The following is a 14,139-nucleotide window of genomic DNA, read 5'->3' as shown; positions in this document are numbered from 1 at the left end:
AAGAAATTTTAAAAACAAAAATACTGTTGATGTTAAGTTTAGAAATTGCCGTCATGGGGCATATGCGCCCCCTACTGATTATTTTTGAGGTAAGTTAGATGCGAATACTTTAAGGTTAAACCATAGTTTCGGGTTATATTCTGGTAGCCATGATTCTTGAGAGGCTAACCATTGAGGAAACCAAGGGCTAAGTAAAAAGTTTTTGAACGCATCAATAGTAAAGTTATAATAAGAGCCTAACCATTTAAAAATATCTTTACTTCCTGCCATTTGCCAAATCCACAGGAGAAGGGGAGGATTCTGACTAGCCGCTTTTAGTGCTAATCTGTTAAAAGTTAGCCAATCTGTGCGATCCTTAATAAAGGTATCTGCTGTTTCAGGCTCCGAGGCAAGTAAACCAAAGAATGTATTTAACATAGAGTTAATTCTTTGAGGTGGCAAGGTTTTATGGGTAGGCACCATCATCCCTTTGGAAAACATCCAAGTAACGGCTATATTACTTTGATATGCCTGAATTTGATTCAATGATTCCCCATCAAGCAGGTTATATTTTAAGGCTATATCTAAAAGATTTGTTAATTTGCCTAAATTTCGCACTAATGAGCCAAATCCTGTAAAAATTAAAGGTGATTGCACAGATGCTGCATCTCCAATACACAAGATGCGATCGCATCCTATTTTTCGATCATCTTTAGAAACAGTGAAACGCCCCGGAATGTAACCGAAAGTAGGTTTTTTCCATGTTAATTTATCCAGATCACAACGACGATATTCTGGTAAAATTGAGAAGAAATCCTCATACATTTCTAATAATGAGCCGGGGTTATCAGGATGGACTTGATGATAATGGAATAAATAAATTGTTACCTCCTTACCTTCGGCAGGGAATAATTCCCAAATCAACTGCCTTCCCCTTGAAATATCCCCGTGAGAAAATAAAACATCTCCATAGTCAAAATCCCACACTTCAGGCTCAAATCCTTCAACAATAGCACCAACAGTGGGGCAAACACTATCAAAAGTCTTATCTCCTGCCAATTGCCAAGCAATAGGAGAAGCAGTGCCCATGGCATCAATTAACAATCTTCCTGTCGCTTCTTTTTCCTCTTCTGTAGGAGAATAAGTCGTATTTACTGTGACTAAATCTTTGCCAATGGTGACTCGATTAAACTCCGTCTCTTCCCAAATATCTGCTCCATATTGCTTTAATTTTTGTCCACATAAAGTTAACAATCTACTGGTATCAATAGCAATATTTAAAACCTTGGGAGTATGCAAAACTTTAGCCTTTAAATTACTAGGATTATGGGCATCAAAAAACTTACTAAAACCGTCTTTATATTCAGCCGCAATAATTGATTCAAATTCTTTTTTTGTAAATAAACCATTATCAATTAAAACCTGAAACTCTTCCCGTGAAATATTCCATTCTCGGTTCATTCTGCCAAATTTTAAGCGTTCAATTAATAAAACATGGTAGCCTAGTTTAGCCATTAAAGCCGCATGAATTGCACCTAAAGCACCTCCTACATAAATTAAATCATAGTCTGCTTTACCTGTAGTTTTATCTTTAAAGATAACTTGTTTAGGAGTTAAATTTATATTTTTATCTTTATTTTTAACGCTTTCACGCCAATTTTTTTCCCACCAATAAGCCCGTTTTAAATCATATTCTCCTTGGGGCATTTTTTGAAAATATTTAACAGTTTCAGGATAGTAAGATTCAAGAGCTGAAAAGATGTTATTTTGATTTAAGTCAATGTCAGGTAAGCAGGGATAATAAGGAGGAAATTGAGCTTTAATTGCTTTTTCAAATTCTTTTTTTATTTTATTTTCTGCTAATACTTGTTTTTCTCCCCAACGAAAGATTTTTAAATATGTAGTTCTCTGTAATCCCCAAACAAAAATTGATAAGTGATGATTGTCAGCTAATTCTAGGCGGATACCATCAGAAGTGTTAACTTTTTTACCGACACTCGGTTGCCAAGTATTGTGCAACCACTGACAAACTATATTAGGATTGGGCTGAGAGACTTCTATATATAAAATTTCTGTAACTTTCATTGCTAAGAGATATTTTAATTAATATTTATCAAGATTTTATGATTATTAATTAATTATCTCTAATTGATGGTGGTTTTTGCTATTCGTTAACTACTCCTCAAATTTTGGAGTTATGTTAGGCACAGTGAAAAGAGAAAAGTTGATGTAGGAAAAGGCAAAGGGTGAAAATTGAAATAAATGCGTTTTAGCTTATTTCCATCATTTAATTTTTTTCCACACGATTCAAATAACTGTCATAGGTATTTTGTAATAACATTGCCACTGTCATAGGACCTACGCCTCCAGGTACAGGAGTAATATAACTAGCTACTTCTTTAACTTGCTCATAGGCAACATCACCCACTAAATATCCTTTTCCGTCTTCGGTTTCTAAGCGATTAATTCCCACATCGATTACTACTGCAGAAGGTTTAACCATATCGGCAGTAATCATTTCTGGTTTTCCAACGGCGGCAATTAAAATATCAGCTTCACGGGTGACGGCTGCTAGATTTTCTGTGCGAGAATGGGCAATGGTAACAGTAGCGTTTTTCTCTAATAGCATCAAAGCAAGAGGTTTACCAACTAATATGCTTCTGCCAACCACAACGGCTTTTTTCCCTTCTAAATCAATATTATTATCCGCTAAGATTTCCATAACTCCTGCGGGAGTGCAACTTCTTAAACCTTTTTCTCCTCTCACTAATTTCCCTAAATTCTCTGGATGTAAGCCGTCTGCATCTTTTTCTGGGGCGATTTTATGAAGCAAGCCAACCGCATCAAATTTTTCTGGTAAGGGTAATTGTACCAATATACCATCTACATTGCGATCGCAGTTTAATTCTTCAATGACATTTTCTAATTCTTCTTGAGACACCGTATCAGGAAAGTGTTTCCCGAAAGATTCCATACCTATTTTCTGACAGGCTTTTTCCTTGTTTCTCACATAAACAGCACTAGCAGGATTATCTCCCACCATCAAAACAGCTAATCCGGGGCGTCTATTTTTTATTGCTACTTGTTTTTCAATGTCAGCTTGTAAACGGGATTGAATTTTTTTTGCTAAGTTTTTACCGTCTAAAATTTGAGCTACCATATTGTGATCAATTATTATATTTACTAAATCAAATATACTTGAAAATATATAGTCATTCTACTTTTTTATTTCACCTGACACCTTTTCCCTTTTTCAACTAACAATTTATCACGACGAGAAGTAATAGAGCCAGTTTTTAAAAGTGTCTCAAAGTTAATTGAAATAACCATAAAATTTGGTCTTTTATTATTTAAAAATCATTTGTTGCCTATCTAAACTAACTAATAGCAATGTCTATTAATTGATTAATATCTTTAACAGTATAAATTTTTGTTGTCAATTTTTGTTCTAATTCTTCAATCGTCATATCATCCAAGAATTTTTTTTCATCATGCTTCAGCATTAAAGAAGGTAAAAGAATCGGTTTATTTATGCTTTCTTTTTCTAAATGATATAGTAAATCTTGACCTGTTAAAAGACCTGTTACTGTAATTTCTTGTCCCCAATAAATACTATTAAAAGCTCTTAATTCCACTGTTAAATTTTCTACTTGATTAAGTTTTTTTACTAAAGGTTGAAAAGCTGTTTCTACTGCATTGCCTACTATCCAAATAAACTCTTTTTTTTGATTAATTTTACTAGGTAATTTAGCCTCAGCAATCATTCCAAATTCTTTAATAAATTGACGAATTGAACCTACACCGTTGCCAATTTGAGGATAATCTTCATAATGAGATTCTGGTGGTAATTCCTCTTGGGCAATTAAAAACCATTCATCGGCTAACCATGCAAAAGTTGAACCTGATTTTTTTCTAAATTCCTCTTGTAGTTGTTGCACTTGTTTAATTACTTCTCTTGCTTTTTCCCTACTAACAGGGATTAATTCATCTTTATCAGGACGAAATTTGGTTAAACCAACAGGCACAATTGCCGCACTAATTACCGCAGGAATATCTCCATTATGGAAGGAAAATAAATCCTGTAATGTTGTGGTTAAATGTTCACCATCATTAATATTAGGACAAACTACTACTTGAGCGTGAATTTGCAATCTTTTTTCTTCAAACCAAGCCAATTGTTTCCTAATTTCTCCTGCTCGTTGATTTTTTAATAAATGACTCCGAATTTCTGGCTCAGTAGCATGAACAGATACATAAAGAGGGGATAAGCGCATTTGCTCAATTCTCAACCATTCTTTAGTAGTTAAATTAGTTAATGTCAAATAACTGCCATAAAGAAAACTAAGGCGATAATCATCATCTTTGAGATAAAGAGTTTCTCTTTTGCCGGGGGGTTGTTGATCAATAAAACAAAAAGGACATTTATTATTACATTGAATTAAACCATCAAAAAGGGCTGTTTCAAACTCTAATCCCAAGTCTTCATCATAGTCTTTTTCTATCTCAATAAGATGATTTTTTCCCCATTTATCCTCCACTTCTATTTCTAAATATTCATCGGCACACAAAAACTGATAATCAATTAAATCTCTAGGTTTTATACCATTAATACTAACTATTTTATCTCCTATTTCAAAACCAATTTCAGATGCGATCGAATCTGGTATTATATGACTGATAGATGCTGGTTTCATTCCCTTTAATTCTGTAGATAAAAAAGCTGTACTGATAATATTTTATCTTTAAATTATCTCTTTTGCTCAAACAAATATTACTGTATAGGGTATTGAGCTAGTAAGGATTTATTGTTAGTTTTGAAGGGTTATGCTAAATTAAGTGAGGGATAAAATTTTAATTATCATATTTTCAACAGAGTAAATTTTCAGTTTTACTGCTCAGAAATAATGCTCATGGTTACATATTTATCTCTATTTGCTTCTTATGGGTAAAGACTATCTAACTATGTAGAATATACATAATAAAACAGGGGCATAATAGGATTATGCCCCAAGCAATTAGCAATTAGTAATTAACTTTAATTATAAATTATAATGCAAAAAAAAAAAAGGGTCAAATGTCCTCAACAATAGTTATTCGTGGTGCAAGGCAACATAATCTTAAAAATATTGATTTAGAATTACCCCGCAATAAGTTAATCGTATTTACTGGAGTGTCTGGCAGTGGCAAATCATCCCTAGCTTTTGACACCATTTTTGCAGAAGGACAACGCAGATATGTTGAGTCACTCAGTGCCTATGCCCGTCAATTTTTAGGACAACTAGATAAACCCGATGTGGATAGTATTGAAGGCTTATCCCCCGCTATTTCTATTGATCAAAAATCCACTTCCCATAATCCCCGCTCAACGGTAGGCACCGTTACAGAAATTTATGACTATCTACGGTTACTCTATGGTAGGGCAGGAGTACCTCATTGCCCTCATTGTGGTCATTCTATCGCCCCTGAAACCATTGACCAAATGTGCGATCGCATCTTGAGCTTACCTGAGAAGACAAAGGTACATCTATTAGCCCCTGTTGTCAGAGGAAAGAAAGGCAATCATCATCAACTATTATCTAGTTTACGCTCTCAAGGTTTTGTTAGGGTGAAAATTAACGGAGAAATTAGGGAATTAGGAGATAATATCGAATTAAAGCCCCAATTAAAGCATAATATCAGTGTTTTGGTCGATCGCCTCGTCGTTAAGGCTAATATTCAAGAAAGACTCGCTGATTCTCTTTCTACCTGTTTGAAGTTAGCGGAAGGAATTGCTATAGTCGAGATTTTAGACAAGGGAAAGACCCAGTATATCATTAATAATTTCAATATAGCAGAAAATGATCCTCCCCAGCCCCCCTTAATAAGGGGGGAGTTTTCAGAGGGTGACTTAATAAGAGAGGAATTTCCCGATGAGATTGTTTTTTCAGAAAACTTTGCTTGTCCCACTCATGGAGCGGTAATGGAGGAGTTGTCTCCCCGTCTTTTTTCTTTTAATTCTCCCTATGGTGCTTGTAGTCATTGTCACGGTTTAGGCAGTTTAAGGCAGTTTTCTCCTGATTTAGTAATACCAGATCCCAATGCTCCTGTCAAAGATGCCATTGCACCCTGGGCAGAAAAAGATAATCCCTATTATGCGTCTCTATTGGAATATGTAGCGAAGGAATATAAGTTTAAACTGACTCAATCTTGGTCAAGTTTAACTGAAAAGCAACAGCATATAATTCTCTATGGTGATCAAGAAATTTTACAGGTACAATATGGCTACTATCGGGGAGTTATTCCCATGCTCGAAAAAACCTATCAGGAAACTAACTCAGATTTAATTAAACAAAAATTAGAGCAGTATTTAGAGTATCAAACCTGTGAAGTGTGTCACGGTAAAAGACTTAAACCTGAAGCCCTTGCCGTTAAATTAGGACAATATTCCATCTTTGATTTAACCAGTGTTTCCATCGCCGAAGCCCTACAACGCATCGACAAAATTCAACTTACCCCCAAACAAGCTCAAATCGGTGAATTAGCCCTTAGAGAAATCAAAGACCGCTTAAAATTTCTTCTTGACGTAGGTTTGAATTACCTAAGTCTCGATCGCACTGCCATGACTTTATCAGGAGGAGAAGCGCAACGCATCCGTTTAGCCACTCAAATCGGTTCAGGTTTAACGGGAGTATTATATGTTTTAGATGAACCTAGTATCGGTTTACATCAACGAGATAATGATCGCCTCTTAGCTACCCTGAAAAAATTACGAGATCTCCAGAATACCCTTATAATTGTAGAACATGATGAGGATACCATCAAGAGTGCTGACCACATTGTCGATATTGGGCCAAAGGCAGGTATTCACGGAGGGGATGTTGTCTGTCAAGGCAATTTAAAACAACTACTTAACAGTAAAGAATCCTTAACAGGGGCGTATTTATCAGGGAGAAGAAAGATTGAAATTCCTCCCAGTCGTAGAGAAGGTAACGGTAAATCTCTCATATTGAAAAACTGTCATCGCAACAACTTAAAAAATATCGATGTAGAGATACCTTTAGGGAAATTTGTCTGTGTCACGGGGGTATCTGGTAGCGGAAAATCCACCCTTATTAACGAGTTACTCTATCCCTCTCTCCAACACCATCTTAACCGTAATGTGCCTTTTCCCAAACAGCTAGACTCTCTCGAAGGTATCGAAGCGGTAGATAAAGTCATTGTAATTGATCAATCCCCCATTGGGCGCACACCTCGATCGAATCCTGCTACCTATACAGGGGTTTTTGATGTGATTAGGGAATTATTTGCTCAAACCATTGAAGCCAAAGCAAGGGGATATAAAGCTGGAAGATTCTCTTTTAATGTTAAGGGAGGAAGATGTGAAGCCTGTAGTGGGCAAGGGGTTAATATTATCTCCATGAATTTCTTACCCGATGTCTATGTACAATGTGATGTGTGTAAAGGGGCAAGATATAACCGTGAAACTCTCCAAGTTAAGTATAAAGGAAATTCGATCGCAGATGTGTTAAATATGACCGTAGAAGAAGCCTTAAAAGTATTTGAGAATATTCCCCGTGCGGTAAATCGTTTACAAACCCTTGTGGATGTAGGCTTAACTTATGTCAAATTAGGGCAATCTGCACCCACTTTATCAGGGGGGGAAGCCCAACGGGTAAAATTGGCAACGGAATTATCTCGCCGCGCCACAGGTAAAACCATTTATTTGATCGATGAGCCGACTACAGGTTTATCATTTTATGATGTTCACCACTTATTAAATGTTTTGCAAAAATTAGCAGATAAAGGCAATTCTATCATCGTCATTGAGCATAATTTAGATGTCATTAAATGCGCGGATTGGATTATTGATTTAGGCTTGGAAGGAGGAGATAAAGGAGGAGAAATTGTCGCCATTGGTACACCAGAAGATATTGCAAAATCGAAAAAATCCTACCTCGCAAAATATCTTAAAAAATTATTGTAAAATAAGAGAATGTATAAAATTGAATATAGTAAAACAGCAATTAAAAAACTAAATAAAATTCCTAAAAATTTAGTTAAACGTATTCAAAATAAATTAACAGAAATAGCCCAAAATCCCTATAGAGAGAATCATAACCTAAAAAGCTAGTTGGTAGAGAAGGATATAGATTAAGAATAGGGGATTGGCGAATTATTTATGAGATAAACAATGATAGAATTGTTATTTTAGTTTTAGAGATTGATACCAGAAGAGGTATTTATAAATGACAACTGAAATTATTAACAAAAATGGCAAAGATTATGCGGTTATTCCCTATGATTTTTACCAAAAATTAATAGAAGATGCAGAAATGTTAGCTGATATAAAAGCCTATGACACTGCTAAAAATAAATCAGAAGAAACTTTCCCCTTTGAGGTAGTTGATAGTATATGTTTAAAGGGAGAAAATCCCATTAAAGTTTATCGTCAATATCGAGGTATAAGCATTATAGAATTATCAAAAAAAACCAAAATTGATGTTCAAGAATTAGAAAAAATTGAGAATAATATTTATATTGCCAGTCAAAAAAATTTAGAAAAAATAGCTGAAAATTTAAAGATAGATTTAGATATGATTACTTAACCCGAGTTTGGGTTAAGCAGATTGAAGTAAAAGCCATTCTAAATGGAGAGAATGCTTCTTAAATGTATGACAGTAGGCAATTAATCCACAGAGAAGATTAGTACAAAAATTTCTATTTGAAACGACTATAATTTTGCATTCGTGTCCATAGTAGATAAAAAAATATTGCTGTTAATAACTTTTTAAGAAAAAAATCTCTCATAATCATCGTGGCTACCAATCCAAAACCAAGTTACACTATTATTTTCAAAAATACCTAATGCACGATAATTTTTAGTAATTCTAACAGACCAAATATTTTCTCGACTATTAATACATTTAAAATGCAAAGAAGGGTGAAAAGGATTCTCTTTCCATAAAAAATAGCTTTTTCTTGCTTGTTGTCTAATCTTTAAATCAAGAGTTTTGTAACAATTCCAAAAAGATGGCAGAGTAAATGATTTCATAACTGCTCATAATCCATCAATTGAGCTTTTCCTTCCGACATTTCTTGTTTGGCTTTCCTTGCAAAATCTATTAATTTATTTTGGTTTTTGTTCACTAAACAATCCCATTCTTTTTCTTCTTGTAAAGTAGCTAGATATTCTCGTAAATATTCAATTACTTGCTCTTGGGTTGAATCAGGTAAGGATTCCATGATTTTGGTAATGGTTGCAATATTTTCTGATGACATATCATTAATTAATAGCTAATAAGGAAAAACCCTTGTTTTTATATTATCAATTTATAAATAATATTTACTATGACTATACACTTAACCTAACACAGTAAGGATTGAACATTGTTCAATACCCACAACCTAACACCTATGAATACAATTTTTTAGTAACCACTAATTATTTCCTAATAACCACATAACATTAAAGCCAACACTGACATTATTATCCTTTTGGCGAATAACATTACTGATGTTCGTACTTCCTGCGGCATTACTACCATAAACCCCAATACCAAAATTAGTTTTTGGAGGCATATAACGAGCCCCTGCCGCCCAAACTGTGGGATCATTACTTACCATGGGAGTAACTTCACCAATGAATTGTAAACCGGGGAAAGGTTGAAAATTGACACCCAAACCAGCGCCTAAAATACGATTATCTCCAAATAATCCTGCTTTGGGATTGAAGAAAAGGGCTATTTTGTCGTTGGCGGAATAGGTGAAAGCCGCTTCTGCGGAAAATGCACCAACTCCATCACCAGCATCAGATGATTCATCGAATGCTCCTCTAATACCAAAAGAAAAGGGGTCTCCGTTAGCCTGATTTAAGAAATTTAATTTGGTAGCCGCTCCTAATTTGAAGGAGTTACCGATGGGTTCATCATTATCTGCTAATTGTTGTCCTGTAAATTCTAGTTGAGCATTGTTGCTTAAACCATAACCCACTTGGAAATTATAGTTGGGAGATAGTCCTGTGTCTAGGGAGAAAGCACCCTGACGAATAGTATTCGGGGTTGTTAAGATAAAGCCGTCAAAGAGTAATTGTTTATCTCGACTGGTTAGGGGTGTCATTGGTGTATCTCCAAAACTGGGGGCATAATTGGCGAAAATGTCGGGGGTATAGCGCACATTTAGCCCAACTCCTACATTGCCACCATCGGGGGGAAAGGCTAATAGGCGAGTGGCAGGGGTGCTTCCTAATCTATTGGTGATGGATAAATCTACTCCTACTGCAGGGCTATGTAAATAGTTTAATCCTGCACTCCAAACTACGCTTTTACCAATATCTCCTCTGGTGTTGACGCTGTTGCCACCGGGGCCTAAGGGTATATTGACATCAGCAAAGAAGCCAAATTGTTCGGCAAATTTAAAACTTATGCCTGTACCGATATTGAAAAATGTACCGTAAAAGTCTCCGCCATTGTTGACAGTATCGGGGAAAATGCTTAATCCTCCGACAACGTGCCATTGATAAACATCGTCGAAGCTATATGTAAAAGGTACTTGAATTGTTCCTGCGAGAGTGTTATCTTGGGAAGAGCGATCGCCTCCGTTAAATAAGCCATTTTCTGAAGTTACTTTTAACCATTCCAGAGAACCAATTACGGCAACATCATAATTATCTTTATCAATAAATTTATACTTGATTCGAGGGGCAAGGGAGAAAAAACCTAAATCCGTTCTTTGACCGTTAAAACGGGTACTTAAAGTATCATCAAAGAAAGATAAAGCTAGTCCTATTTGTAAATCTTTATTAATTCCATAGTCAATAGAGCCATTATAAACCTGTAAACCAGTTCCCGCACCTTCTGAACCTGTACTAAAAATATTCGCTCCATAAGTGGTATAAAAAGCCCCTTGAGGTAGAGTATTAGCGGTTTCTACCGTCATGGGATCAAAAGGAGTAAGTTGTAAAGGGGTTAGGGTATATTCAATGGTGGTATTATTTTCATCTAAGATGTCCTGAGTTTGTGCGGTTTCTGAGTATGATTCTGAATCTGATAGAAGTAACTGTGCATTTTGATTATCTTGTAAACTGTTTGCAGTAGTCGGGTTTTTGATTATGATTGATTCTTCCATTTCCCCCGCATTTACAGGAATATACAAACTACTTATAATTAGAGTTAAACAGTTATATAGGGCAATATTTTTTATTTTCATAGTAATTATCAAATTCTTTAAAATAATGGCTTAATTATAATAATTGATGACTATTTGGAAAAAAGTCTTTTGTCTCATATTGGTTTTATCAAAACATGATAACCTGATTTCGTCCATTGGAATATTGGTGAGTTGGGGTATTCAACAATTAGGGAGAAACAAGTAATGAGTTAGGAGTTATGAAAGGGGTTTCAGGTTGAAGGTGTTGGGGTTAGTGTTAATTAAACACTTTTACCCCTTTAACTTTGCCCTTGTGAGGGAGTAAATTCTGGGAGAATATCATTTTGGCTACTGTGTTGAATCATTATCTCTAAAATATAATCTTTTACTTGTTGTGTATGTTCTAACATGGCAAAGTGTCCACAGTTATCTATCTCATAAACATTTTTTTGATTTTGTTGAAATAGTTGATGAAAACTGGCTAGATGCTTTACATATTGCACTTCCATTACTTTATCTTGTTTTCCTGCGATGAAATACACTGGTTGAGATAAACGGGATACTATTTGGGGTAAGTAGTGTACTTGTTCTTCTGTTGTGGATTCTAATAAAGATGCGATCGCAGCTTGTTCATTGGCACTGAGAAAATCTTTTAATCTTTGCTTTCCCCATTGTCTGCCTAAAGGACGTTTCACCATCATACGGGAAAATATATAATCAAAAAAAGGCACATTGACAAACCAAGAAGGACGAAATTTAACTAAATTCTCCCCTGCTTTGCGAAAACGCTCAAATTCTTCTTGTAAATAAATACCTCCTCCTGCATTAACACAAAACACTCCTGTAACTTTATCTCTACATATATCCGCAGTCCATAGGGCAACACTACCTCCTAAAGAATGCCCCACCAACCACGCTTTTTCAATGGCTAATTCTTGTAATAAAATCTTTAAATCTTGAGCATAACCCGATAAATCAAACTCACTATTTTTTAAGGACGTGTTATCATCCCATTGAGATGATCCAAATCCCTTTAAATCATAAGTTAAACAGGAATATTCGTGTTTTATTTGTTCAATTAATGGTAGCCAGTAATGATGACTTAATAACCACCCATGAATGAATACTAATACTGGTTTAGTTAAATCTTCTTGAGTTTTAATAAATTGGTAATGATGATTAATTCCATGAATATTAATTTTTTCCATGTTTTGACTATATTTTTTAGAGGATTTTTCTTCATTTTAGCTCTATTAAACTCAGATCTTGCATTTGATTAGGCAAAAATCAAAACTTTGATTAAGTAGTCTCACTTAATTTGCCATACTTTGTAAGAGCCAAGATTACTAATTTTCCCTCTCTGCTTAATAAAATTTATCCTTCATCGTTTACTGATAGTAGTTTTTCATCTAGTCTTTGCAAATATGGAGAGGCAACGTCATCGGGAAGTAATCCCTTAAAAATTGCGTCATTAATAGCTCCTTTTTCTGCTAAAAATAAACGACGATAGAGATTGTCTAAATAGGCTTTTTCCTTGATACTATTTCCTTGATAACCAATTTTCTGATTATAAATTTCCCTTAATTCTTGTTCAGAGGTTGCAATTCTGGCTTGATAGGCGGCAAATAATTCTTCATAGAGAAATTTTGGTAAACTACCTGAAGTGAGAAGATTTTTCAATTCTTCTTGGGCGGCTTTTGAGGCGATAAGGTTTAGTTGTAATGATTCTATTTGTTTGAGGGTAGGGGAGGGTTTAGATAGTTTTAATCTCTTTACTAGCCATGATAAACTTAAGCCTTGTCCGATGAGAGAGACAAACACTGTACTAAAAACAAGGGTAACTACTTCGTCTCGTCCGGGTAAAGTTGATGGTAAACTTAAGGCTAATGCCATTGATAATGACCCTTTTACGTTGCCAAAAATTAAAACGTGTTGCCATTTTAAGGGTAAGGGGCGATCAAAAAATCGAAGTAAATATGAAAAAGGATAGATAGAGAAAATACGCCCAATTTGATAAATTATCACCACTAAAAGGGCTAAAGGAATAGTTTTCACTAAAACACTAGGATTAACTTCTATTCCGACAAATAAAAAGATAAAGGTATTTACCCCAAATCCTGCATATTCCCAAAAATTGAGAAGGGTTACTTTAATCGAGGCTGAGGTTTTGCGGAAACCGATATTTCCAATAACTAAACCAGCAATCACAACTGCGATCGCACTTGAAACTTCTAGTAATTGACCGATTTGAAAAGTACCCAGAGAAATAGCTACGGTAAGTAGATTGTTACTTAAAGCATCATCTAACTGTCGAAATAAACCCACACAAAGATACCCTAAACCTAAACCTAGAATACTTCCCCCCACAAAAGCAATTAAAAATTGTTCTATGCCATCAGTCACAGAAAAACTTCCCTGAAGATGAATTTGAGCAATTATATTTAATAAGACAAGTGCGATCGCATCATTGAATAAACTTTCCCCTTCAACAATGGTGGCAAGACGACTAGGGACAGAAACACTACGAAAAGCCGCAATCACCGAAACAGTATCAGTAATGGTGAGAATAACAGCAACCGCCGAGGCAGTGATAAAAACTAAACCTAATGACCATTTTAACAACATAGCCGTAATTATTGCAGATACAAGCACCCCTGGTCCTGCTAGTAGGGAAATAGGTTTTATAGTACCTCTTAAACGGCTAATATCGGTATTAATTGCCGCCTGAAAAATAAGTATGGGCAGAAATAAATTTAAAATAACATCTGGATTTAAACCAACGGATTGAGGCAGTATTTCTTTGGGAATGATTAAACCACCTAAAACTAAACCCACCACATAAGGGATACGAAGCCATCGTGTAATTAAGGCAACTCCTGTGGCAACAAGCAGTAAAAAAATTAAAACATTAACTAATCCCGTAAAGTTTTCTTGAGATAAATTGACAGAATTTGGGAGAGGAGTGTTAATAAATTTGTATAAATATGAGACATTAATAGTCATGTTGGTCGAAAAATTACTGGAAAATAAAAGCCA

Annotated in this window: 12 protein-coding genes and 1 pseudogene; 4 read left to right on the top strand and 9 right to left on the bottom strand. The window is 35.1% G+C overall.

Features of this window, described 5'->3' with window-relative positions; genetic code table 11:
- Positions 1–78: 78 nt before the first annotated feature.
- The 3 genes from Dongsha4_RS01505 to Dongsha4_RS01495 form a co-directional block, all read right to left on the bottom strand.
- Complete coding sequence (locus Dongsha4_RS01505; RefSeq protein ID WP_330204024.1) at positions 79–2,064, bottom strand: flavin-dependent dehydrogenase; 1,986 nt, start codon at positions 2,062–2,064, stop codon at positions 79–81.
- Between the two features lie 202 nt (positions 2,065–2,266).
- On the bottom strand, positions 2,267–3,139 hold the full coding sequence (gene folD, locus Dongsha4_RS01500) for a bifunctional methylenetetrahydrofolate dehydrogenase/methenyltetrahydrofolate cyclohydrolase FolD (protein ID WP_155083846.1): 873 nt from the start codon (positions 3,137–3,139) through the stop codon (positions 2,267–2,269).
- A 217-nt stretch (positions 3,140–3,356) separates the two neighbouring features.
- Positions 3,357–4,673, bottom strand: coding sequence for a TIGR03279 family radical SAM protein (locus Dongsha4_RS01495; RefSeq protein ID WP_330204023.1), 1,317 nt, complete (start codon positions 4,671–4,673; stop codon positions 3,357–3,359).
- 380 nt (positions 4,674–5,053) lie between these two features.
- Between Dongsha4_RS01495 and uvrA the strand changes: the two genes are divergently transcribed.
- From uvrA to Dongsha4_RS01480, 4 genes are read left to right on the top strand one after another with little or no spacing between them, the layout of a single operon-like run.
- Entirely contained in the window at positions 5,054–7,942 is a 2,889-nt protein-coding gene (uvrA, locus tag Dongsha4_RS01490; protein ID WP_330204022.1) for an excinuclease ABC subunit UvrA, read from the top strand.
- 9 nt (positions 7,943–7,951) lie between these two features.
- A complete protein-coding gene (locus Dongsha4_RS01485) occupies positions 7,952–8,089 on the top strand; it encodes a hypothetical protein (protein ID WP_330204021.1) in 138 nt (45 codons plus the stop codon).
- 26 nt (positions 8,090–8,115) lie between these two features.
- Positions 8,116–8,208: a type II toxin-antitoxin system RelE family toxin gene (locus tag Dongsha4_RS18970; RefSeq protein WP_425590785.1), complete on the top strand. Its 93-nt coding sequence runs from the start codon at positions 8,116–8,118 to the stop codon at positions 8,206–8,208.
- Positions 8,205–8,564, top strand: a complete 360-nt coding sequence (locus Dongsha4_RS01480; RefSeq protein ID WP_330204020.1) for a helix-turn-helix transcriptional regulator — start codon at positions 8,205–8,207, stop codon at positions 8,562–8,564. The genes Dongsha4_RS18970 and Dongsha4_RS01480 overlap by 4 nt, the downstream gene beginning before the upstream one ends.
- A 12-nt stretch (positions 8,565–8,576) precedes the next feature.
- Here Dongsha4_RS01480 and Dongsha4_RS18965 read toward each other — a convergent pair.
- From Dongsha4_RS18965 to Dongsha4_RS01455, 6 genes and pseudogenes are all read right to left on the bottom strand, one after another.
- A pseudogene (locus Dongsha4_RS18965) lies at positions 8,577–8,684 on the bottom strand (IS982 family transposase); the annotation flags it as partial.
- A 62-nt stretch (positions 8,685–8,746) separates the two neighbouring features.
- Positions 8,747–9,010, bottom strand: coding sequence for a hypothetical protein (locus Dongsha4_RS01475; RefSeq protein ID WP_330204019.1), 264 nt, complete (start codon positions 9,008–9,010; stop codon positions 8,747–8,749).
- Positions 9,007–9,237, bottom strand: coding sequence for a hypothetical protein (locus Dongsha4_RS01470; protein WP_330204018.1), 231 nt, complete (start codon positions 9,235–9,237; stop codon positions 9,007–9,009). The genes Dongsha4_RS01475 and Dongsha4_RS01470 overlap by 4 nt, the downstream gene beginning before the upstream one ends.
- 159 nt (positions 9,238–9,396) lie before the next feature.
- Positions 9,397–11,163 carry a hypothetical protein gene (locus tag Dongsha4_RS01465; RefSeq protein ID WP_330204017.1) on the bottom strand — a complete coding sequence of 589 codons (1,767 nt, stop codon included), beginning with the start codon at positions 11,161–11,163 and terminating at the stop codon, positions 9,397–9,399.
- Between the two features lie 239 nt (positions 11,164–11,402).
- The gene (locus tag Dongsha4_RS01460) at positions 11,403–12,311 is read right to left on the bottom strand and encodes an alpha/beta hydrolase (protein ID WP_330204016.1); all 909 of its coding nucleotides are present in this window, start codon (positions 12,309–12,311) and stop codon (positions 11,403–11,405) included.
- Positions 12,312–12,477: 166 nt separating this feature from the next.
- Positions 12,478–14,106 (bottom strand): sodium:proton antiporter, encoded by a 1,629-nt coding sequence (locus Dongsha4_RS01455; RefSeq protein ID WP_330204015.1) that lies wholly within the window; start codon positions 14,104–14,106, stop codon positions 12,478–12,480.
- Positions 14,107–14,139 lie beyond the last annotated feature (33 nt).

The sequence above is a fragment of the Cyanobacterium sp. Dongsha4 genome (assembly GCF_036345015.1).
Lineage (GTDB): Bacteria > Cyanobacteriota > Cyanobacteriia > Cyanobacteriales > Cyanobacteriaceae > PCC-10605.
This window is presented reverse-complemented; position numbering and strand designations above follow the sequence as displayed.

Coding starts and splice junctions, on each gene's coding strand:
- Dongsha4_RS01460 (WP_330204016.1), bottom strand. CDS start 12,311: ATGGAAAAAATTAATATTCATGGAATTAATCATCATTACCAATTTATT.
- Dongsha4_RS01455 (WP_330204015.1), bottom strand. CDS start 14,106: ATGACTATTAATGTCTCATATTTATACAAATTTATTAACACTCCTCTC.
- folD (WP_155083846.1), bottom strand. CDS start 3,139: ATGGTAGCTCAAATTTTAGACGGTAAAAACTTAGCAAAAAAAATTCAA.
- Dongsha4_RS01465 (WP_330204017.1), bottom strand. CDS start 11,163: ATGAAAATAAAAAATATTGCCCTATATAACTGTTTAACTCTAATTATA.
- Dongsha4_RS01485 (WP_330204021.1), top strand. CDS start 7,952: ATGTATAAAATTGAATATAGTAAAACAGCAATTAAAAAACTAAATAAA.
- Dongsha4_RS01495 (WP_330204023.1), bottom strand. CDS start 4,673: ATGAAACCAGCATCTATCAGTCATATAATACCAGATTCGATCGCATCT.
- Dongsha4_RS01475 (WP_330204019.1), bottom strand. CDS start 9,010: ATGAAATCATTTACTCTGCCATCTTTTTGGAATTGTTACAAAACTCTT.
- uvrA (WP_330204022.1), top strand. CDS start 5,054: ATGTCCTCAACAATAGTTATTCGTGGTGCAAGGCAACATAATCTTAAA.
- Dongsha4_RS01505 (WP_330204024.1), bottom strand. CDS start 2,064: ATGAAAGTTACAGAAATTTTATATATAGAAGTCTCTCAGCCCAATCCT.
- Dongsha4_RS01480 (WP_330204020.1), top strand. CDS start 8,205: ATGACAACTGAAATTATTAACAAAAATGGCAAAGATTATGCGGTTATT.
- Dongsha4_RS01470 (WP_330204018.1), bottom strand. CDS start 9,237: ATGTCATCAGAAAATATTGCAACCATTACCAAAATCATGGAATCCTTA.